Here is a 21,129-nt window from a genome sequence, read left to right on the forward strand (position 1 = left end):
CGAACATGACTACCACGCATCCTCTGCAGCGCCTCTTCCGGCCACGTCACGTCGCGTTGCTGGGCGTATCCCGGGACACCGACAAGGCCGGCTACAAGTTCCTGCGCTCGTTGCTTGACGCCGGCTTCGCCGGGCGGATCTCGCTGCTCGGCAGGCAGGCCGGCGAGCTTGACGGCCTGACGATCCACACCGAGCCGGACGATCTACCGGGCGATATCGATGTCGCCTTCAATCTGCTGGGCCCCGCGCAGACGCCGGCGGTGCTTGAGGCGGTTGCCGCGCGCGGCGCTGCATTCGCGGTGGTGTTCACCGCGGGCTTCGCCGAGATGGGCGAGGAAGGCGAGCGGCTGCAAGATGAGATGGTGCGTGCCTGCAACGCGCATGGCATGCGCATCGTCGGGCCGAACTGCATGGGATTGGCCAACCTGCATGTCGGGCTGAACCTGACCGAGATCACGCCGCTGCCGGCCGGCCCGGTTGCGCTGGTGTCGCAAAGCGGCAATGTCGCGGTCACGCTGTGGGACCAGGCACGCAAGCACGATCTCGGGTTCTCCTGCTTCGTTGGCTTCGGCAACCAGGCCGACATCCCGATGCACGAGTACATCGACTACCTTGGCCAGGACGACGACACGCGCGTGGTCGCGGTCTACCTGGAAGGCCTGCGGCCCGGCAGCGGTGATGCGTTCTTCGAAGCCTGCGCGCGGGTTTCCCGCAAGAAGCCGATCGTCGTGCTCAAGGGCGGGCGCACCTCGGCGGGACGGCGCGCGGCGCAATCGCACACCGCGTCGCTGTCGTCATCCGAACGGGTTTACCAGGCGCTCTTCGACGAGGCGGGCATGGTCGAGGTGAGCCAGCTGGAGCATCTGCTGCCAGCGGCCGAGGCGCTGATGCGCTGCCCGCCGATGATGGGGGACGATGTCGCAATTGTCGGCTCGGGCGGTGGCCACTCGACCGTCTGCACCGACGAGGTGGAGTCCGTGGGCCTGCGCGTGCCCGAATTCCCGGCAGCGGTGGTCGAGACACTGTCCGGCCTGTTGCCGTCGTGGGCGCCAAAGCGGAATCCGGTCGACATGACCGGCGCCTACATCAACGATCCGAGCCTGTTCTCGTCGCTGACCGAACTGGTGATGCGCGCCTGCCCGTCGTTCGATGCCGCCGTCAATTACGGGCTTTACGGGCTGTGGAAGGGCGGCGTGCTCGGCAAGGAAAGCCCGCACGACTACGCCAGCGCCGCGCCGTTGCTCGGCGCCTTGCAGACGAAGCTCGGCAAGCCGCTGGTCTTCTACACGCCTTACGCTGACCGCGCGCATCCGTCGTTCACTGCGATGCGCCAATCCGGGGTGCCGTGCCTGGAATCGATCGAATCGGTCGGCGTCGCGCTCGCGGCGTTGCGGCGGCGCGGCCGCTATCTGGCACGCGCCGGTGAAGCGCTGCCGCAGCGCCAGGTGGCACCGCTGCCGGCAGCGGCCGCCACGTCCGCGGTGCCGTCGCAGGACTACTCGTCCGAAGTCGCCGCGTACCGCCTGCTGGCGCGCCACGACGTGAAGCTGCCCGAGGTGCTCACGGCGGAGTCGCCCGAGGCGGCCGTAGCGCAGGCGGAACGGATCGGATATCCGGTCGTCGTCAAGGCGATCCTGCCTGGCGTCGCGCACAAGAGCGACATTGGTGGCGTACGCACCGGCCTGGGCGATGCCGGCGCGGTGCGCGACGCGGCGCGCGCGATTTCCCACAGCGTGTCGCAGGCGCTCGGTGCCGCCGCGCTCGACGGCTTTACCGTCACGCGCGACCTGGGCCGCCGCCGCGAGCTGATCGTTGGCGTGCGGCGCGACGTGTCACTGGCGTCGCTTGGCCTGATTGGTCTTGGCGGCGTGCTGACCGAAGCGTTCAACGACGTTGCCGTGGTGCTGCTGCCAGCCACGCCAGAACGCGTGTCGCGCGCACTGGCACGCCTCACCAGTGCGCGTGCCTGGGGCGAGTTCCGTGGCGAGCCCGCCGTGCCCGCCGATGCGCTTGCCGACCTGCTCAATCAGCTTGACGCCGCCCTGGGATCCGATCCCGTCATCGACAGCGTCGAATGCAACCCCGTGATGGTAGTCGGCCGGGAACTGGTTCCCGTTGACGCCGCCATCACCATCACCGAAAAGGAGCCGACGTGACTATCCCGATGCCGCTTACCGAAATGCGGGACAACGTGCTGACCATCACGTTCAACCGTCCGGAAAAACTCAACGCGCTCACGCCGGAAATCTACGCGTTTGTGGGTGACCGCGTCAGCGAAGCGAGCGCGGATCCCGCCTGCCGCGCGGTGGTGTTGCGCGGCAATGGCCGCGCCTTCTCGGCGGGCTTCGACCTGTCGCTCCAGATGGGAGAGCGCTCGCACGAAGACCGGCTGCACTCGCTGCACGAAATCGCGAACCGCGCGCGTTGGGCGGTGTGGCGCTGCAAGAAGCCGGTGATCGCGGCGATCCACGGCTACTGCATGGGGGGCGCGTTCGAACTGGTGCTGCCGTGCGACTTCACGATCGCCACCGAAAGCTGCACGCTGGGCGAGCCCGAGATCCTTTTCGGCGAAGGGCCGGCATTCATGATGGTGCCCTGGCTGGTCAACCACAAGATCGCCAAGGACATCCTGCTGACCGGCCGGCAGTTCACCGCGCCAGAAGCGCTGCGCATGGGCATCGTCAGCACGGTAGTGCCGGACGACGGGCTGGACGCCGCGGTGGCATCGCTGACGCAGAAGCTGTTGCGGCTGCCGCCTGCCGCGGTGACGATCAACAAGGTCGGCATCAACCGCGCCTACGAGACGCAAGGCATGGCTGCGCATATCGACAGCTGGGTGGAGACGGCGGCGTACCTGTCGTTCATGGACGACGAGGCGCGCGGCGAGTTCGCGCGCCGCGTGAAAGAGCAGGGGCCCAGCGCCGGCATCCAGTGGCGCACGCAGTATTACGCCGACGGCAAGACAGCCGCCGGGAGCTGACGCCATGCTGAACCTGATCAGCAAGCAGATCGGACTGGGGCTCGCGGTCGTCATCACGGCGGTCACGCTGACATTCTTCATGGTGCGCATGAGCGGCGATCCGACCGCGCAGATCCTGCCGCAGGACGCGACCGCCGAACAGCGCCTCGCCATGCAGAAGCAGCTCGGGCTGGACCAGCCGCTGCCACGCCAGTACATGAACTACATGCAAGGCGCGGCCAGGGGCGAGTTCGGCAACTCCTACTTCGATGGTGACACCGTGACGGCGATCATCATGCGCCGCCTGCCCAACACGGCGCTGCTTGCGTCGAGCGCGCTGGCCATCGCACTGGTCTTCGCCATTCCACTTGGTGTGCTGGCCGCCACGCGGCGCGGCGGCCTGCTCGATCGCTCGGTCCAGGTGATCAGCGTGCTGGGCGCGTCGGTGCCGTCGTTCTGGATGGGCCTGCTGATGATCCAGGTCTTCGCGGTCGGGCTGGGCTGGCTGCCGACTTACGGCATCGGCGGATGGCGGCACCTTGTGTTGCCGTCGCTCACGCTCGCGCTGTATGTGTTTCCCAGTGTCACGCGGCTCACCCGTTCGTCGATGCTCGAAGTCTTGCCATCGAGCTACGTCAATGCGGCCAGGGCGAAGGGAATGCCTGAGCGCCGCGTGATCTTCCGCACGGTGATGCGCAACGGCATCGTGCCCGTGCTGGCGCTGATCGCGCTCGAGATCGGCTCGCTGTTCGGCGGGGCCGTGCTGACCGAGACGGTGTTCTCCTGGCCGGGCATCGGCCGGCTCGCGATCGAATCGATACAGCGCCGGGACTTCCCTATCACCCAGGGCGTCGTGGCCTACGTGGCGGTGATCTTCGCGGTGCTTACCGTGCTCGTCGAGATCGTCATCCGCATCGTCAATCCGAGATTGAGGCAAGCATGATATCCACCACCACATCCGCTTTGCCTGCGCCGGCATGGCGACGGCTGAGCCGGCGCCTCGCGCACCAGCCGGTCGCCATGCTGCTGTGCGCAGCCTTCATTGCCCTCACGCTGGTCGCGGCAATTGCGGGAGATGCGCTGACGCCGTTCGACCCCACCTTCCAGGATCTCGGCAGCCGGCTGCTGCCGCCTGGCACGATCGGCGCCGAAGGGCGCTATTGGTTCGGCACCGACGCGCTCGGCCGCGACGTGCTGTCGTTGCTGGTGATGGGTGCGTGGCCCGCGCTGTTCGTGTCGGTTTGCGCGGTCTCGCTGGCGGCCGTGGCCGGGATTGGCGCGGGCATCCTGGCCGGCTACCGCGGCGGGCGCTTCGCGGTGCTGCTGCTGTACCTGTCGAACATCCAGCTGTCGTTTCCGTTCTTCCTGCTGGCCATCACGATCGTCGGCATCCTGAGCCCGAGCGTGCCGCTGGTGATCGCGGTGATCGGGCTCGGCACCTGGGTGCGCTTCGCCCGCGTCACCTACTCGGACACCAACCAGATCCGGCAGCTCGAATACGTCGAAGCGGTGCTGGTCATGCGCGGCAGCATCTGGCGCGTGCTGTTCCGGCACATCCTGCCCAACGTGCTGCCCAACGTGCTGGTGCTCGCGACCTTCGCCTTCGGCACCGCCATCGTCATGGAGAGCGGGCTGAGCTTCGTCGGCCTTGGCGTACCGACCGATTCGCCGACCTGGGGGCGCATGCTGAGCGAAGGCCGTGACTATATGGAGACCGCCTGGTGGCTCACCGTGTTCCCGGGCTCCTGCATTTTCCTGCTCGTACTGTCGATCAACGTGCTTGGCGAGCAGGTGCGCGACATATCCGATCCGAAAGTCAACCGGCGCTGAAGACGCCGGGTCCGCTCCGCCAACCAAGCTGTTCACCTCCAAGGAGAAGGTCATGAAAACGGGAGACTTTGTCGAAACGACAGCCATGCGCAGGGCAGCGCTGCGCGCCTGCCGTACGCTTGGGCTGGCGCTGGCCATATCGGCCGGCCTGGCCACCACGCCACCTGCGTACGCGGCAGGCACGGACGTGCGCATCGCGCTGTCGGGCGGTATCGACCAACTCGATCCGGCACGCACCGCCAATGGTCCCGACCTGGCGATCATCAGCCAGATCTACGACACGCTGCTGGTGCTGGATCCCAAGACCGGCAAGCTGCTGCCCAACCTGGCAACGTCCTACGCGCTCAAGGAGCCGACGTTGTGGGAATTCAAGCTGCGCAGCGACGTCAGGTTCCAGGATGGCAAGCCGCTGACCGCGGATGACGTCAAGTATTCGATCGACCGCATCCTCAATCCGGCGACGAACTCACTGCACGCGCCGCAGCTCGCGTCGGTTGCCGAGGTGATCATCGTCGATCCGGCCACGGTGCAGATCCGGACCAAGACGCCGGATCCGCTGTTGCCGCGTCGCATGCAGCCGATCGGCGGCAGTGGCCGCGTGTTCATCGTACCGAAGCACTATTTCGAATCACACAGCCAGCAGGAAGTCAATGACAAGCCAATGGGCTCCGGCCCGTACAAGCTGGCCGAATGGCGCAGGGGCACCTCGCTGACGCTCGAGCGCAACCCCGGCTACTGGGGCCAGAAGCCGGATGCGACCAGCGGACGCTACACGTTCATTCCCGAAAACGGAACGCGTGTGAACGCGCTGCTGCAGGGCGAGGTGGATATCATCCAGCGCGTGCCGATTGCCGATGTCGATCGCATCGAGAAGGCGCAGAACACCAAGGTCATCACCAGTATGGACGGCCTGGTGCACACCCTGCTGCTCGACTCGCGCAAGCCACCGTTCAACGACATCAAGGTGCGCAAGGCCTTTGCCGAATCGCTGGACATCAACAACATCGTCACGCACCTGCTGGGCAAATACGGCCGCGTCCTGGCGGTGCCGATGGCGCCGACTGTCGTGCAGTATGACAAGTCGATCAAGCCATACCAGACTGACCGCAAGGCGGCGAAGGCGGTGCTCGGGGGCAAACCCATTGAGCTGAAGACCTATACGTCAGACGGGCGCTATGTGAATGACCGCGATATCTATCAGGCGATCAACGCGCAGCTCAACTCGACCGGGTTCAAGATCCAGCCCCAGGTAATGGAGTGGGGGCGTCTGATCAGCCTGATGCAGACGAAGAGCGGCGGCCCCTTCTACATCATCGGCTGGGACTTCGGCGAAGGCGATGCGAGCAAGATCAACTCGTTCCTCAATTCGGTCTCGCCACTCAGCGTGACCAACGATCCCGAGTTTGACCGGCTGGCCGCGCAGGCGGGGAGCCAGATGGACGATGCGAAGCGTACCGAGGACTGGAAGGCCGCGCAGAAGCTCGTGAACGACCGCTACTACGTCGCTGCGGTGTGGCAGGCCGCATCGATCTACGGCTTCTCGAAGCGGCTGCAGTGGGATGCCCGCTTCGGTGACAATTTCGACCTGGCCACGGTCAAGGTTTCGGCGAAATGACCGTGTCCACGCTACGTGAACCGTCCGATGCGCCGGTGCTCGAGGTTGCCGACCTGGACGTGTCGTTCCGCACCCGCACGGACGACGTGCGGGTGGTGCGCGACCTGTCCTTCACGGTCGCGCGCGGCGAGGTGTTCGCGGTCATCGGTGAATCGGGCTCCGGCAAGTCGACGATGGCGCAGGCGGTGATGGGCCTCTTGCCTGGCACCACGCACACCAGCGGGCGCATCTCGCTTTGCGGGCAGCCCATCCATAATCTTGCGCCGGCCGCGCGCCGGCGCCTGTGCGGCGAACGGATGGCACTGATCAGCCAGGATGCCCTCGCTGCGCTCAATCCGTGCACGACAGTCGGCTTCCAGATCGCCGAGACGCTGATGGTGCATCGCGGCCTTGGGTACGGCGCGGCGATGCGGCGTGCGGTCGAGTTGCTGAAGCTGACCGGCATCCCTTCGCCCGACGAGCGCGTGCATCACTATCCGCATGAGTTCTCGGGCGGCATGCGCCAGCGCGCGCTGATCGCGATGGCGCTGGCGCTCGAGCCCGACATCCTGATCGCCGACGAGCCGACCACCGCGCTGGACGCGACCATCAAGGCGCAGATCCTGCAGTTGCTGATGCGCCTGAAGCGCGAACTCGGCATGGCCGTCCTCATCGTGACGCACGACATGGGCGTGGTCGCGCGCATGGCGGACCGGATGCTGGTGATGTACGCGGGACGGGCGGTCGAGACCGGTCCCGTGGTCGAAGTGTTCGACGCGCCTGCTCATCCCTACACGCGTGCGCTGCTCAAGGCGATTCCGCGGCTCGACCAGCCTGGCTTGGCGCTGCGCGCGATTTCCGGCGCGCCGCCGGCGCCGCAGGCAATGCCGCCGGGCTGCCCCTTCCATCCCCGCTGCCCGATGGCCGTGGCCGCCTGCGCCAGCGAGCTGCCACAGCCGATCCGGTTTGCCGGCGGGCGAACGTCGCAGTGCCGAATCCCACCGGGCGAGGTTCCATATGCAGAACGTGCATGATTTCCCGAAGGTGAAGCCTTCCAACGACGACACGCCGGTGCTGTGCACAAGCGGCCTCGGACGGCGCTTCCGCATCCCGCAGCCGTGGCCGGCAAAGCCGCTCACGCTCGATGCGGTCGACGACGTGACGCTGTCGCTCGCGCCAGGGAGGACGCTTGGCATCGTTGGCGAATCGGGCTGCGGCAAGTCGACGCTGTCGCGCATGCTGGTCGGTATCCTGCCGCCGTCCGAGGGCAGCCTGTACGTGGACGGCATCGACATCACCACTCTGCGAGGCGAGCGCTGGCGCGAGGTCATGCGCGATGTGCAGATGGTGTTCCAGTCGCCCTATACGGCGCTCAACCCGCGGCTGACCATTGGCGAGATCGTGCGCGAGCCGCTCGACATCCACGAGGCGCACCTGCCGAAAAGCGAGCGCACCGCACGCGCGGCCGCGATGCTCGAACGCGTCGGGCTGAACGCCGGCCATGCGTCGCGCTACCCATACTCGCTGTCGGGCGGGCAGCTGCAGCGGGTGGGCATCGCGCGCGCCCTGGTGCGGCCCGCGCGCGTGGTGGTCTGCGACGAGCCGGTGTCGGCGCTTGATGTATCCGTCCAGGCGCAGGTCGTCAACCTGTTGCGTGAACTGCAGGACGAACTCAAGGTGTCGTATGTGTTCGTGTCCCACGACCTGGCGGTGGTCGCAAACGTTTCGCACGACATCGTGGTGATGTACATGGGCCGCATCGTCGAGTCAGGCGTCGCCGCCGACGTCCTGCAGTCGCCGCGTCACCCCTATACGCAGGCGCTGGTCGACAGCGCGAACGTTCCCGATCCTCACGCCGAGCGCGCCCGCAAGCCGCGCGTGCTGACCGGCGATCTGCCGAGCCCGACCGATCCGCCGTCCGGTTGCCGCTTCCGCACGCGCTGCTGGATGGCGAGCGACGAGTGCGCGCGTTCGGTGCCCGCATTGATCCAGCGCTCGGGAGCGCCGCAGCGGGTCGCGTGTCATTTCGCCTGAGCCCTTTTTTGCCTGAACCATTTCGCACGGCCCCTAGCGGGCGCCATCGGGGATCATGAGATGAAGCATTGCCATACCTACGCCGCTGGAGCGTGGTTTGAATCGGGGGGATCGGAGGAAATCGATCTCGTCGACAGCTATACGGAAGCGGTGTATGCGAGGTTGCGCGCCAGCTCGCGTGCTGACGTCGATGTTGCGGTAGCGAGCGCGCGCAGCGCGGGGCGTTCCTGGGCGCAGACGCCGGTCGAAGTACGAGCGAACGCGCTTGTGCGCATCGCCGAAGCGCTGGCCGAACGCGCCGATGAACTCGCGCAAGCCATCACGCGCGAAGTTGGCATGCCCGGCAAGCTGAGCCGGCGCATCCAGGTCGACGTACCCATCCGGGCGTGGCGGCGCCAGGCGGAACTGGCTGAGACGCTGGCACGGCCAGAGCGAATCGGTCATTCGATCGTAGAACGGCTGCCGGCTGGCGTGGTGGCGTGCATCACACCGTGGAACTATCCGCTGCATCAGCTCACGGCCAAGGTGGCTTGCGCGCTCGCCGCGGGCTGCACCGTGGTCGTCAAGCCTTCGGAAGTGGCGCCCGCGAGCGGGCTCATTTTGGCCGATGCGGTAGCGTCGGCGGGGCTGCCGGCAGGGGTTTTCAATCTTGTCAACGGTCGCGGTGAAAATGTGGGCGCGGCGCTCGCCGGGCACCCGGATATCGACATGGTCTCGTTCACCGGCTCTACCTCGGTGGGGCGCAGGATTGCCGCCGATGCGGGGGCACAGCTCAAGCGCGTCGCTTTGGAATTGGGTGGAAAGTCTGCCGCACTGATCCTGCCGGATGCGGACCTGGCAACGGCAGTCAAGGCCACGTTAGCTAATTGCCTGCTCAATTCCGGTCAGACCTGCTCGGCGCTGAGCCGGCTCCTCGTGCCACGTGAACGCTACGCGGAAGTCGTTGCCATGCTGCGCGAACAGGTCAGGACCTACGTCATGGGCGACCCTTCGGATCCTGCGACGCGGCTTGGCCCGCTGGCTTCGATGTCCCAGTTGGCGCGGGTGCGGTCCCTCGTCGACGCTGCACTGGCGGATGGCGCGACGGTCGTCGCAGGTGGGCCCGACGCGCTGCCGGTGCCGTCGCACGGCTATTTCTTCGCGCCGACAGTGCTGGGCAATGTGGATCCGTCGATGCCGGTCGCACAGCAAGAAGTGTTTGGGCCGGTGCTGGTGCTGCTGGCCTACGACAACGTTGACGAGGCCGTGGAGATCGCCAACGGCACGCGTTACGGGCTCGCCGCCAGCGTATGGGGGCCAATGCCCGACGCCGCATGGTCGGTAGCACGCCGGTTGCGCGCGGGACAGATCGACGTGAACGGCGCGCCGTTCAATCCCGACGCACCGTTCGGCGGCTTCGGCGACTCGGGCATCGGGCGGGAAAACGGCCTGCACGGCCTGCATGAGTTTGTCGATACCGTTTCATATCAATTACCTGCCGACCACATCGGGAACCTGGTCGGCGCAAGCTGAGGAAGCCACGACATGGACTACACAGAGTTGAACTACGTCGTACAGGACGCCGTTGCCACGATCGAGCTCAATCGGCCGGACCAGCTCAATGCGCTGACGTTCAGGCTGGAGGCGGAGTTGTACCAGGCGATTGCCGACGCCGATGCCGACCCGGAGGTGCGGACCATCCTTGTCACTGGCGCGGGCCGGGCATTTTGTGCCGGCATGGACATTTCCCAGCTGGAAGGCTTGCCGCCCGAGGATATCCGCTCGCGGCGCCACATGCGGACGTTCGACATGAACCGGCGGGCGGACTACCAGACGCGCTATTCCTACTTTCCCGCCTGCAGCAAGCCCATCATCAGCGCCGTCAACGGTGCGGCCGCTGGCCTGGGGCTTGTGCTCGCGCTTTACAGCGACTTTCGGCTCGCATCGCGTTCGGCGGTATTCACGACGGCATTCGCAAAGCGGGGGCTGGTCGCCGAGCATGGCGTGGCGTGGATCCTGCCGAGGATCGTCGGCGCCGCGCATGCGACCGATCTGCTGATGACGTCGCGCAGGGTGGAAGCGGACGAGGCGTTGCGTATGGGGCTGGTGCACCAGTTGTCGGATGCCACTGATTTCCGCGCCAGCGCACATGCCTTCGCGATGCGGCTCGGTCGCGACGTGTCGCCGCGCTCGCTACGCGTGATGAAGCGGCAGCTCTGGGAGGCCCCTTTCCAGGCCCTGGCCGAAGCGGTGCGCCTGGCCAACGACGAGATGGTGAAAAGCCTCGGAAGCGATGACTTCCGTGAAGGTGTCGCGCATTTTGTTGAACGTCGTGCACCGGCGTTTACCGGCCAATAGGCCAAGCGGGCGGGGCATAGGACCGCCTTTGTTAGAATCGCTGACTTGACATGTGAGAGAGGGGAAGTCGATGACGGCAGACTCGCTTGCCGGGGCGGGCGACGTACCATCGTCACTGAGATTCGAAGAGATGCTGGGGCGCAAGTCCCTGGATCGGTCGTTGTCGAAGCGCGAGCGTACCCGCTATGTATTCATGACGATCGCGGCGCGTTGCCTCCAGGATAATCCCGCGGAGAATCCCACGGTAGAAGTCGTCCTCTCGCAATCCGGGCTGGCGCGCAGCACCTTCTACAACCACTTCAAGGACATCGACGACTGCATCTTCGAAGTGCTCGACCTGTTCTTCGAGTACATCGAGGGCAGCCGCGTCAGCAGCTCGCGCGAACTGTCGACCTTCGATGCCATTGTCGAAGCCAATATGTGGTACGCGCGCGCCTACGCGGCGAACGCGAACCTGTTCGCGGCCATTCATCGCAACAGCGCCTTGCGCAAGGTGCGCGAACAACGTAACGCGCAGTGGGCGATGAAGATCGTGCATGTATCGGGGCGTCGGCGTGGCCGCGAATTCATTGGCGCCGAGCGCATCGAATATGCCGGCACGATCCGCATGCTGATCACGATGACGATCGAAGTCCTGCGCGAGCGTTTCGTGGCCAATGACGTGCTCCTCGCCGAAGCGTTTCCGACGGCCGACGAGGTCGCAATGAAAGTGAGTGAAATCTGGTACGAGGTGATGCAGCGCTATGAGCAGAAGGCGTGAGCGGAACCGGCTCCGGCTGCGGCTCCGGTAACGAGCCGCTGGTCCGCCAGCGCCCGTGAACTGCACGCCAACAGCCGGACACCGGCTGTTGGCGTGCAGTTCAAATCGGCCGGACTTCATGCGCGTTTGATGGCAGCGCCCAGCGTCAGACCGCGGCCGTCACGATGATTTCCACCAGCAATTCGGGACGTGCGAGCTTGGCCTCGCAGGTTGCGCGCGTCGGCACGGCGTCCTCGGGAATCCAGGCTTCCCAGGCGGCGTTCATGCCGGCAAAGTCCTTGTCGATATCCTTGAGCCAGATCTGCGCGGACAGCAGCCTGGTCTTGTCGCTGCCGACGGTGGCGAGGTAGCCCTCGATCTTTTCCAGGACATCGCGCGTCTGGGCGCCGATATCCCCGGAGATGTCGCTGGCCGTGACACCGGCCACGTAGACCACGCCGCTGTGCACGACGAGACGGGAAAGACGTTTGGTGGACTGGAAGCGCTGGATATTGCTCATCCGTATGACCTCGAAGAAGAATGAAGGGTGGAGCGGCCGGCTGGAACCTGCTCCCGTAGTGCGCCGGCCAGGGCACTGCGGGGCTTGCCGAAGCGGCCGATGGCAAAGGCATCGATCGGCAGGGTGGAGCGTTGCTCGGTGATGAGTTCGGCGACGATCTGGCCGACGATGGGGCCGAGTTCGAAGCCGTGCGCGGAGAAGCCAAAGGCATGCACCACGCCTGGAGCGGACTGGCTGGGGCCGATGACCGGAATCTGGTCGGGCATGAAGGCCTCGACGCCGGCCCATGCGCGGTTGATGCCAAGCGGGCCAAGGTGCGGGAACAGCGCCGTCACCGTCCGCGCGCTGGTGCCGAGCCTGAGCATGTCGACTTCGCCATGACGTGCCTGCGCATCGGCAGGGCAGCGCAAGCCGCCGCCGATCAGCACGGTGCCGTTGTCGAACTGCTTGAACGAGAGCGCACGCCCGGTGGCGCCGAGCACAGGCTTCACGAACGGGGCCACGCGGTGCGTGATCATCAGCATCAGTCCGCCGGCCTCGAGCGGCACGGGTTCGCCGAGCTGTGCCGCGAATTCCCCGGCCCAGGCGCCCGCCGTGTTGACAAGGCGTTCGGCGCGGAACACGCCCCGCGGCGTATGCACATGCCAGCGGCCGCCGGCCTGTTCCAGGCGTCCCGCCGGCGTGGCTTCGTGCACCACCACGCCTGCCGCTTGCGCGGCCCGGCGGAACGCCATGACGGCACGATAGGGCAACGCGTGCCCGTCGCGGCACGCCCAGATGGCGCCGGTGACATGCGGCGCGATGGACGGGACCAGCTCCCGCACCGCGTGTCCGTCGACAAGCCTTTCGTGCGTAAAGCCGAGGGCTTCGAGCCGGGTCACGCGCTGGCGCAGCGTGTCGAGCTCGGCATCGGTTTCCGCCACCTTCAGCTGGCCGCTGGGGACGAAGCCGGCGTCGTCGCCGGTGAGTTCGCCAAGGCGATGCCAGAGCTCGCGCGAGGCCAGCGCCAGCGGAATCTCGGCGAGGTGGCGGCCCAGGGTGCGCACGCCGCCGGCATTGACGCCGGACGCGTGCCGGCCGCAATACTCGGCTTCGAGCAGCGTGACGCGCAGCCCCTTGCGCACGAGATGGAGCGCGCTCGAGGTGCCATGCAAGCCGCCGCCGATGACGATCACGTCGGCATCGGCACCGCGATCAGGCTTCACTGGCCAGTTCTCCGAGCGTGACCGGCTTGATCGGCGGCCGGATGCGGTAGTAGCCGACCTCCTGCGGCGGCACGCCACGCGCGTCGGCGATGACCTCGGTCACCGTCAGCCCGCATTGGCGCCCCTGGCAAGGCCCCATGCCGCAGCGCCCGAAAGACTTGGCCTGGTTGGGGCCGCTGCAGCCCAGCGCGACGAAGCCGCGGATATCGCCGGCGGTCACTTCCTCGCAGCGGCATACGACCACATCGTCGGCCGGCACTCGGTTGGCCGGCTTGGGGCGGTACAGCGCGTCGAGGAATGGCCGGATGCCCAGGTGCGAGCGCAGCGCGGCGCGCAGCGGCACGGCCAGGCGGTCCCGTTGTGGGGCGCCGAGCTTGCCCACGTTGTGGGAGGCCGCCAGGCCGGCCAGCTCGCCCTGCAGCGCGGCGGCCACGGCGCCGCCAATGCCGCGGCCATCGCCCGCCACGAAGATGCCGGGCACGTCGAGCGTGCCCCATTCGTCCACCACCGGCTGCCAGCACAGCTGCGTGTCGTCCCAGCGGTGCGCCGCGCGCAGCGCCCAGCTGAACTGGGTGTTGGGCACCACGCCCTGGTGCAGCAGCACCGCATTGGTGGCAAGGCGGTGGGCCTGCCCGCGGCTGGTGAAGTGGAGGGCCCGCACCGCGTCGTCGCCCTCGATCGACAAGGCCGACGCCCCTTTGTAGAACGGCACGCCGCCGCGCTTCAGGGCGCGCATCAGCGCCAGGCCCTTTTTCAGGTAGCGCCAGCCGGCCAGCGCGCCGCCCAGGTGGGCCAGCGCGCGCTTGTAGTCGGCGCCATCGGTGGTGTCGACGATGGCGCGGATCGGCACCCCGGCCCGCACATATTGCCAGCCCAGCAGGTACAGCAGCGGGCCGCAGCCGGCCAGCACCACCGGTTCGGCAGGCACCACGTCGGCGCTCTTGAGCAGGATCTGCGCGGCGCCGGCAGTCAGCACACCGGGCAGTGTCCAGCCCGGGATCGGGAAGGGGCGTTCCATGGCGCCAGTGCACAGGATCACCTGCCGGGCCTGCAGGCTGGCCACGCTGCCGTTGCGCAGGTAATGCACCGTGTGCTCGCGCGTGACCTGCCACACCGCTGCGCCGGTGATGTGCTGCGCGCTGCTGGCGGCAAATCGGTCTGCCAGCGCGCGGCCGGCCGCGTAGTCGGGGCCCAGGATACGCAGTCGCTCCGGCGGGGCGCTCTGGATGCTGCGATAGATCTGGCCGCCACAGGCTTCCTGCTCATCGAGCAGGGCCACGCGCGCGCCGGTAGCGGCGGCGGCCACCGCGGCAGCCATGCCGGCCGGGCCGGCGCCGACGATGGCGATGTCCACCTCGAGGTCAGCCATGTTCCACCTCCGGGGCACGGGCAGCGGGCACGGCGGGCGGCAACGGCAGGGTGCGCGCGCCATCCTGGGTGCGCACGCGCATGCCTTCGCTGACGGTCACCAGGCAGCTTTGCCGGCTCGGTTGCCCGTCGATTTCCATCAGGCATTCGAAGCAGACGCCCATCATGCAGTACGGTGCGCGCGGCTCGCCGCTGACCGGCGAATTGCGGAAGCGGGTCACGCCGCTGGCCAGCAGCGCCGCGGCAACGCTGCACCGGGCCGGCACCCGCAGCGGCGCGCCGTTGAATTCGATGGCGACCGTATCGGCGCCGGCGCTGCTGCCGGCATTGCCGCCGGGGGCGGCCATCCGTTTGAACAAGCGATCAGTGGGCATGGTGGAAGGTCTGGTTGGAGTTCAGGAAGCGGTCGCCGGCGAACACGTCGATACCGTGCGGGCGCTCGCCGCCCGCCACCCAGGGTGCGACCCGCAGCGCATGCGAGGCGGCCAGCGTGACGCCGCTATGGCACGTGGTGACAAAGGCGCCCGGACAGGCCTGGCTCTCCTGGTAGATCGGGAAGCCGTCCGGGCTCATCACGCGCAGCGCACCCCAGGCCCGCACCAGCTTGAGGCCGGCCAGCGCGGGGAAACTGCGCACGCCGCGCCGGGCAATCTGGGCGAGCACGTCGGCGGTGGTGCCGTCGTCGAAGCCGACGTCTTCCATCGAGTCGCCCAGCTGGATCGTGCCTTCGTCGGTCTGGCGCACGTAGGTGGTCGGGAAATCGAGGAAGGGCGTGGCGCGTTCGCCGATCAGGACCTGGCCGCGGTTCGGCGCCACCGGCGCATGCAGGCCAACCTGCGCCGCAAGCTCGCGGTTGCCGAGGCCGGCGGCCAGCACGACGCGTGGTGCGGCAAAGCGCGCCTTGCCACCTTCGCCCGCATGGACGGTGAAGCCGCCCGCCTCGGGCGTGATCGATTGCGCGCCATGCCGGCCGACGATGCGGACGCCGCGCGCCTGGCAGGCGGCATGCAGCGCGCGCAGCAGCTTGAGCGGATTGGTGTGCCCGTCCATCGGCGTATAGCTGGCACCGGCCACGGCCGGCCCGACGCCGGGTAGCCGCTGCGCCACCTCGCGGTGGTCGAGCATCTCGAACGGATAGTCGCCGTCCAGAGCGTCCTGGATGCCCTGAAGGCGTTGCCGGCGCTCTTCGATCTCCTGCTCGGAAAAACACAGGTGGAAGCCGCCGGGCTGCCTGAGGCAGACGTCGATGCCGGTTTCGTCGCGCAGCGCATCGCGCAGCTGCGGCCACAGGCGCGCCGAGCCCAGCGTCCAGCGCGCGTAGGGCGCCATGCCGAAGCCCTTGCCCTGGACCCATACCAGGCCGAAATTGCCGCGCGAGGCGCGCAGGGCATCGTCGCCCTCGTCGAGCACGGTGACACGCGCGCCTTGCCTGGCCGCGCCGTAGGCGATGGCAGTGCCAACCAGGCCGCCGCCAATCACGATGAGATCGGATGTAGTCATGTCAGTCGGGGGTTCAGTTCTTGCCGATCAGCACGCGGTCGAGGCCGACGATACGGTCCAGCAGCACCATCAGCACGAGCGTGCCGACGATCAGCACCGTGGATACCGAAGCGACCAGCGGATCGATAGTCTGCGCGATCTGGTTGTACATCGCCACTGGCAGCGTGGTGGTGCCGGGCGTGGCCACGAATACGGTCATGGTCAGCTCGTCGAAGCTCTGGATAAAGGCGAGCATCCAGCCGCCAACCACGCCGGGCAGGATCAGCGGCAGCACCACGCGGCGAAATGCCGTGAAGCGGCTGGCGCCGAGCGAGAGCGCCGCGCGCTCGGCATCGCGGTCCAGGCCCGTGGCCGCAGCCAGCACCAGCCGCAGCGCATAGGGCATGACCACCACCACGTGCGTGAGCGCCAGCCAGAAGAACGAGCCGGTCGCGCCCAGCGTGGTAAAGAAGCGCAGGAAGGCCACGCCCAGCACCACATGCGGGATCATCAGCGGCGACAGGAAGAAGGCCATCAGCGCGCCACGGCCGGGAAAGCGATGGCGGACCAGCGCCAGCGCGGCGGGCACCGCCAGCGCCACCGCGATGGTGGCGCTGGACAGGCCGAGCGTCAGCGACAGCCAGAAGGCGTCGACGATCTCGTGCGCATCGGCAATGGCGCGGAACCAGCGCAGCGAGAAGCCGTCGGTGGGCATGGAGATATAGCCCTTGCCGGTGAAGGACACGGCCACCACCATCAGCAGCGGCGCCACCATGAAGACGATGAACAGGGCGTGGAACAGCAGGGAAAGCGGACCATTCTTGCGCATGGCGTCGGCTCCTTATGCGTCGAAGACTTGGCGGAAGCGGCGCTCCACCAGCCGGTTGCAGCCGACGATGACGATCACGTTGGCCACCAGCAGCAGCACCGCGATCGATGCGCCCAGCGGCCAGTTCAGCGTGTTCAGGAATTCGTCGTAGGCGGCGGTGGCCACCACCTTGAGCCGGCGGCCGCCGAGGATGGCCGGGGTGGCAAAGGCCGATGCCGACAGCGCGAAGACGATGATGCTGCCCGACAGGATGCCGGGCAGGATCTGCGGCAGGACCACGCGGCGGAACACCGTGAACGGCGAGGCACCGAATGCCTGGCCGGCCTGTTCCACCTGCGGGTCGAGTTTCTGCAGCGACGCCCACACCGAAATCACCATGAACGGCATCATCACGTGGGTCAGCGCGACAATGACGCCGGTCTGCGTGAAGACGAGCTTCAGCGGCGCGTCGACAATGCCCAGCCATTGCAGTGCCTCATTGATCAGCCCGTTGTTGCCCATCAGGATGGCCCAGCCCAGCGTGCGCACCACCACCGAGATCAGCAGCGGACCCAGGATGACGATCAGGAACAGCCCGCGCCACGGGCTGCGCATGCGCGACAGGATGATGGTCTCGGGCACGCCGAACACGATGGACAGCACCGTCACCGCCAGCGCCATGCCCGCCGTGCGCAGGAAGATCTCGTGGTAATAGCTGTCGCCGAGGATTTCCAGGTAGTTGGCAGCCGTCATCTCCGGCAGCACGCCGCGCGTGCCGTCGAACGCGTGGAACGACAGCAGCGCCGTGAGTGCCAGCGGGACCAGCAGCATCGCGCAGAACAGCAGCAGGGCGGGGCCGCACAGCAGCCACGGTGCGGCGCCGGCGAACGGCTGGCCGGCCGGGCGTGGCGCCGACACGGGCGCGCCGGCCAGGTTGGGGCTTGCGGTATCAGCCATGCTTCGACTCCGATGCCAGCACGCGTAGGTCCTGGTCTTGCCAGAGCACGCTGACCGCGGCGCCTTCCGCGGGTGGCGCCTCGCCAAGGTTGGGCTGGCTGACGCGCAGCCGGCCCAGCGCGCTGTCGACCTCGAGCATCCAGTGGTTGCCGAGGAACAGGCGTGCCTGCACCGTGCCGGGAATGCCGCCGTCGCCGGCCCGGCCGAGCCGGATCTTCTCGGGGCGGACGTAGACGTGCACGTCGCGCCCGACCTGGCGGCCTTCATGCGGCACGTGCGCAAGCGTTTCGCCCAGGCGCACTTCGCAGCAACGCGGATTGGTCTGTTCGACCACGCCCGGGATACTGTTGGTCTTGCCCAGGAATCCCGACGCGAACGCCGACTGCGGGCGCTCATAGGCCTCGAACGGCGTGGCAAGCTGGACGATGCGCCCGCCATGCATCACCGCGATGCGGTCGCTCATCGTCATCGCCTCGACCTGGTCGTGCGTGACCAGGATGGTGGTGATGCCGAGGTGGCGCTGGATCGCGCGCAGCTCGATGTGCATGTCCTCGCGCAGCTTGGCGTCGAGGTTCGACATCGGCTCGTCGAGCAGCAGCACCTCGGGACGGATCGCCAGCGCCCGGGCAATGGCCACGCGCTGGCGCTGGCCGCCCGATAGCTCTTTCGGAAAGCGCTTGCCGAGGCCGCCCAGGCGCACCAGCTGGAGCGCCTCGTCGATCCTGCAGGCGCGCTCCGCCGCCGCCACGCCGCGCATTTCCAGCCCGAAGCCGATATTGCCGGCCACGGTCATGTGCGGAAACAGCGCGTAGCTCTGGAACACCACGCCCATGCCGCGCTTTTCCGGGCGCAGCGCGGTGATATCGCGCCCGTCGAGCACGATGCGCCCGCGCGTTGGGTCGACAAAGCCGGCAATCATCTGCAGCGTGGTGGTCTTGCCGCAGCCGGACGGGCCCAGCAGCGACAGGAATTCGCCGCGCCGGACTTCGAGGCTCAGGTCTTCGACGGCATGAAAGCTGCCAAAGGATTTCGCGAGGCCGCTCAGTGTAAGGAAGCTCATGGTTATGCAGGGGCGGTCATGTTGACGGTGTCGAGGGGCGGGAGGATGGCCGGACTAGCGTTCCACCGTCCGGTTCCAGCGGTTGGTCCACTCGGCGCGCTTTTCGTTGACCAGGGTCCAGTTGGTGGGCAGCAGCTTGTCGACCTGCGCCTGGCCATACGGCACCTTGGCGGCCACCTTCGGCTCGAGTTTGGCCTTGCCATTGACCGGCCCCCAGCCCTGGCTGTCCGCCAGGATGGCCTGGACTTCCGGCGTGAGCAGGTATTGCACGAAGGCCTGGGAGGCTTCGGGCACATCGCTCTGCACCACCGGGCACGCGGCGGTCAGCAGCGCCGGGGCGCCTTCCTTCGGATAGACGAATTCCACCGGAAAGCCGGTGTCCTTCAGGCTTTGCGCGCGCCCGCTGCCCCACACGGCCAGCGTGACATCGCCGTTCTGGAACAGCTCGGTCATCTTGCCCGGCGACGGCTCCCACGCCAGCACATTGGGGCCGACCTCCCTGGCCAGCGCGCTGAAACCGGGGTCGATGTTCTGGTCGCTGCCCTTGCGCAGCTTGGCGAACACCATCAGCGTCTGCAGCCCATAGGTGTTGCTGATCGGCGGGATGGCGACCTTCTGGCGGAATTTCTTGTCGGTCAGAGCTTCCCAGGAATCGGGCTTCGGCAGGCCCGTCTTCCTGAACGCTTCGGTGTTGTAGACCAGGCCGGTTGCCACCACGCCGATGCCGGTGGCCTTGTTGCCGCCGATTTTCGCGATCGGGTAGAGGTCCTTGTAGATCGGCGCGTCCTTGATGGTGTCGCAGAAGCCGAACTGCACGGCCTGGTACATCGGGCCGTCATCCAGCAGCACCACGTCGAGTTCCTGCTTGGCTTTCTGTGCCTGCAGCTTGGCCAGTGTGTCGGTGGAGTTGCCGGCCACGTAGACCACCTTGACCTTATGCCTGGCCTCGAAGGCGGGAATGATCTTTTCCTTGAACGCCTTTTCGGTGGAGCCGCCGTACGAACCGACGTAGAGGGTCGGCTGCTGGGCCATCGCCGCTGACGCACTGCATAACGCGACCACTGCCGCGGCCAGAACTTGCTGCTTCATGCTTTCCTCCGTGGTATGCACCAATAAAATGCAAGTCGATCACCACATCCATGCATTAGGGTTATCCCTGCACCATAACGACTATGCTCAGGAACTATGCGGCGTTGGGATAGATTAGGAGGATGGAGCGGCCGTGAAAAATTCTTTTTTTTGGCACATCCATAATGGCATGTTATAGACTTGCCGCATGAAAATCCGCCAGCTCGAAGCCTTCCGGGCCGTGATGCTCTGCCAGACCGTCACGCGCGCCGCCGAGATGCTGCACATCTCGCAGCCAGCCACCACGCGCCTGATCGCGGATCTGGAAGAGGCGGTAGGGTTTGCCCTGTTCGAGCGGTTGCGCGGCCGGCTCCATCCCACCGCCGAGGCGCAGGCGCTGTTCGAGGAGGTGCAGCGCTCGCTGGTGGGGATCGACCGGATTGCGCAGACGGCCCTGGAGATCCGCGACATGCAGCGCGGGTCGCTGCAGATTGCCGCCGCACCGGCGCTGGCGCTGTCCTTTCTGCCGCGGGCGATCGCCGCGTTCATGCAGGATCACCCCCAGACCCACATCACCATGCTGCCGCATTCGTCACGCACGGTGGTCAATATGGTGTCGGAGCAGCGCTGCGACGTGGGCTTTGCGATCCTGTCGATGAACCACCCCAGCACGCACGGCGAGCGCCTGCTTTCGACCCGGATGGTCTGCGCCATCCCGGCGGGACACCGGCTTGCCGGCAAGGAGGTGATCCGGCCCGAGGATCTCGCGGGGGAGCGCTTTGTCTCCCATCCGCGCGTGCTGGACTCCCGGCTGCAGATCGATGCGCTGTTCGCTTCCTACGGCATCGAGTGCAAGGTGCAGGTGGAGACGCAGGTGTCCTGGAGCATTTGCGCGTTCGTGGAGGAGGGGCTGGGCGTGGCCCTGATCGACCCGATCACCGCGCTCGAATACAAGGGCACTGGCGTCTGCTTCCGGATGTTCGAACCGTTGCTGACCACTGACTTTTCCGTGCTGTTTTCGGCCCAGCGTTCGCCGTCGATATTGCTCAAGGCGTTCGTCACCCACACGCGCGCCTTCGCGTTGGCCAGGCTGGATCCCCGCTTTGTGGTGGCTTAGCGGTGGGCTAATGGTGGATTGGCGCGGCAGCGCGACGTCCCGGCCGGGACGTCG

20 protein-coding genes are annotated in these 21,129 nt (G+C 67.0%); 11 read left to right on the top strand and 9 right to left on the bottom strand.

Annotation, left to right across the window (positions count from 1 at the left end; all coding sequences use genetic code 11):
* Positions 1 to 5 precede the first annotated feature (5 nt).
* The 10 genes from C265_RS15750 to C265_RS15795 all read left to right on the top strand — a co-directional run bounded on the left by C265_RS15750 (position 6) and on the right by C265_RS15795 (position 11,514).
* Positions 6 to 2,156 (top strand): acetate--CoA ligase family protein, encoded by a 2,151-nt coding sequence (locus tag C265_RS15750; protein ID WP_037024410.1) that lies wholly within the window; start codon positions 6 to 8, stop codon positions 2,154 to 2,156.
* Positions 2,153 to 2,980: an enoyl-CoA hydratase/isomerase family protein gene (locus tag C265_RS15755; RefSeq protein ID WP_081645129.1), complete on the top strand. Its 828-nt coding sequence runs from the start codon at positions 2,153 to 2,155 to the stop codon at positions 2,978 to 2,980. Before C265_RS15750 ends, C265_RS15755 begins: the two co-directional genes overlap by 4 nt.
* A gap of 4 nt (positions 2,981 to 2,984) precedes the next feature.
* Complete coding sequence (locus tag C265_RS15760; RefSeq protein ID WP_010811805.1) at positions 2,985 to 3,902, top strand: ABC transporter permease; 918 nt, start codon at positions 2,985 to 2,987, stop codon at positions 3,900 to 3,902.
* Complete coding sequence (locus C265_RS15765; RefSeq protein ID WP_052181628.1) at positions 3,899 to 4,789, top strand: ABC transporter permease; 891 nt, start codon at positions 3,899 to 3,901, stop codon at positions 4,787 to 4,789. Before C265_RS15760 ends, C265_RS15765 begins: the two co-directional genes overlap by 4 nt.
* A 52-nt stretch (positions 4,790 to 4,841) precedes the next feature.
* Complete coding sequence (locus tag C265_RS15770) at positions 4,842 to 6,404, top strand: ABC transporter substrate-binding protein (RefSeq protein ID WP_010811807.1); 1,563 nt, start codon at positions 4,842 to 4,844, stop codon at positions 6,402 to 6,404.
* Positions 6,401 to 7,417 carry an ABC transporter ATP-binding protein gene (locus tag C265_RS15775; RefSeq protein WP_010811808.1) on the top strand — a complete coding sequence of 339 codons (1,017 nt, stop codon included), beginning with the start codon at positions 6,401 to 6,403 and terminating at the stop codon, positions 7,415 to 7,417. The genes C265_RS15770 and C265_RS15775 overlap by 4 nt, the downstream gene beginning before the upstream one ends.
* Positions 7,401 to 8,417 (top strand): ABC transporter ATP-binding protein, encoded by a 1,017-nt coding sequence (locus C265_RS15780; RefSeq protein WP_010811809.1) that lies wholly within the window; start codon positions 7,401 to 7,403, stop codon positions 8,415 to 8,417. Before C265_RS15775 ends, C265_RS15780 begins: the two co-directional genes overlap by 17 nt.
* A 60-nt stretch (positions 8,418 to 8,477) precedes the next feature.
* Entirely contained in the window at positions 8,478 to 9,929 is a 1,452-nt protein-coding gene (locus C265_RS15785; RefSeq protein ID WP_010811810.1) for an aldehyde dehydrogenase family protein, read from the top strand.
* 12 nt (positions 9,930 to 9,941) lie between these two features.
* Positions 9,942 to 10,754: an enoyl-CoA hydratase gene (locus C265_RS15790; RefSeq protein WP_010811811.1), complete on the top strand. Its 813-nt coding sequence runs from the start codon at positions 9,942 to 9,944 to the stop codon at positions 10,752 to 10,754.
* A 70-nt stretch (positions 10,755 to 10,824) separates the two neighbouring features.
* Positions 10,825 to 11,514, top strand: a complete 690-nt coding sequence (locus C265_RS15795) for a TetR/AcrR family transcriptional regulator (RefSeq protein ID WP_037024413.1) — start codon at positions 10,825 to 10,827, stop codon at positions 11,512 to 11,514.
* Between the two features lie 145 nt (positions 11,515 to 11,659).
* On the opposite strand, the gene C265_RS15800 is transcribed toward C265_RS15795, so the two are convergent.
* From C265_RS15800 to C265_RS15840, 9 genes are all read right to left on the bottom strand, one after another.
* A complete protein-coding gene (locus C265_RS15800; protein ID WP_010811813.1) occupies positions 11,660 to 12,013 on the bottom strand; it encodes a RidA family protein in 354 nt (117 codons plus the stop codon).
* The gene (locus C265_RS15805; RefSeq protein WP_010811814.1) at positions 12,010 to 13,218 is read right to left on the bottom strand and encodes an FAD-binding oxidoreductase; all 1,209 of its coding nucleotides are present in this window, start codon (positions 13,216 to 13,218) and stop codon (positions 12,010 to 12,012) included. Before C265_RS15805 ends, C265_RS15800 begins: the two co-directional genes overlap by 4 nt.
* A complete protein-coding gene (locus C265_RS15810) occupies positions 13,208 to 14,587 on the bottom strand; it encodes an NAD(P)/FAD-dependent oxidoreductase (protein WP_010811815.1) in 1,380 nt (459 codons plus the stop codon). The genes C265_RS15805 and C265_RS15810 overlap by 11 nt, the downstream gene beginning before the upstream one ends.
* The gene (locus tag C265_RS15815; RefSeq protein WP_063048021.1) at positions 14,580 to 14,960 is read right to left on the bottom strand and encodes a (2Fe-2S)-binding protein; all 381 of its coding nucleotides are present in this window, start codon (positions 14,958 to 14,960) and stop codon (positions 14,580 to 14,582) included. Before C265_RS15815 ends, C265_RS15810 begins: the two co-directional genes overlap by 8 nt.
* Positions 14,950 to 16,086, bottom strand: coding sequence for an FAD-binding oxidoreductase (locus C265_RS15820; protein WP_010811817.1), 1,137 nt, complete (start codon positions 16,084 to 16,086; stop codon positions 14,950 to 14,952). Before C265_RS15820 ends, C265_RS15815 begins: the two co-directional genes overlap by 11 nt.
* Before the next feature lie 13 nt (positions 16,087 to 16,099).
* Positions 16,100 to 16,894 carry an ABC transporter permease gene (locus tag C265_RS15825; RefSeq protein WP_010811818.1) on the bottom strand — a complete coding sequence of 265 codons (795 nt, stop codon included), beginning with the start codon at positions 16,892 to 16,894 and terminating at the stop codon, positions 16,100 to 16,102.
* Positions 16,895 to 16,906: 12 nt separating this feature from the next.
* Positions 16,907 to 17,704 carry an ABC transporter permease gene (locus C265_RS15830; protein WP_234788257.1) on the bottom strand — a complete coding sequence of 266 codons (798 nt, stop codon included), beginning with the start codon at positions 17,702 to 17,704 and terminating at the stop codon, positions 16,907 to 16,909.
* A 118-nt stretch (positions 17,705 to 17,822) separates the two neighbouring features.
* Positions 17,823 to 18,890 carry an ABC transporter ATP-binding protein gene (locus C265_RS15835; RefSeq protein WP_010811820.1) on the bottom strand — a complete coding sequence of 356 codons (1,068 nt, stop codon included), beginning with the start codon at positions 18,888 to 18,890 and terminating at the stop codon, positions 17,823 to 17,825.
* Between the two features lie 54 nt (positions 18,891 to 18,944).
* A complete protein-coding gene (locus C265_RS15840) occupies positions 18,945 to 19,979 on the bottom strand; it encodes an ABC transporter substrate-binding protein (protein ID WP_010811821.1) in 1,035 nt (344 codons plus the stop codon).
* Between the two features lie 187 nt (positions 19,980 to 20,166).
* Between C265_RS15840 and C265_RS15845 the strand changes: the two genes are divergently transcribed.
* Positions 20,167 to 21,075, top strand: coding sequence for a LysR substrate-binding domain-containing protein (locus C265_RS15845; protein ID WP_010811822.1), 909 nt, complete (start codon positions 20,167 to 20,169; stop codon positions 21,073 to 21,075).
* Positions 21,076 to 21,129: the final 54 nt, after the last annotated feature.

This window comes from Cupriavidus sp. GA3-3 (genome assembly GCF_000389805.1).
Classification (GTDB): Bacteria; Pseudomonadota; Gammaproteobacteria; order Burkholderiales; family Burkholderiaceae; genus Cupriavidus; species Cupriavidus necator_D.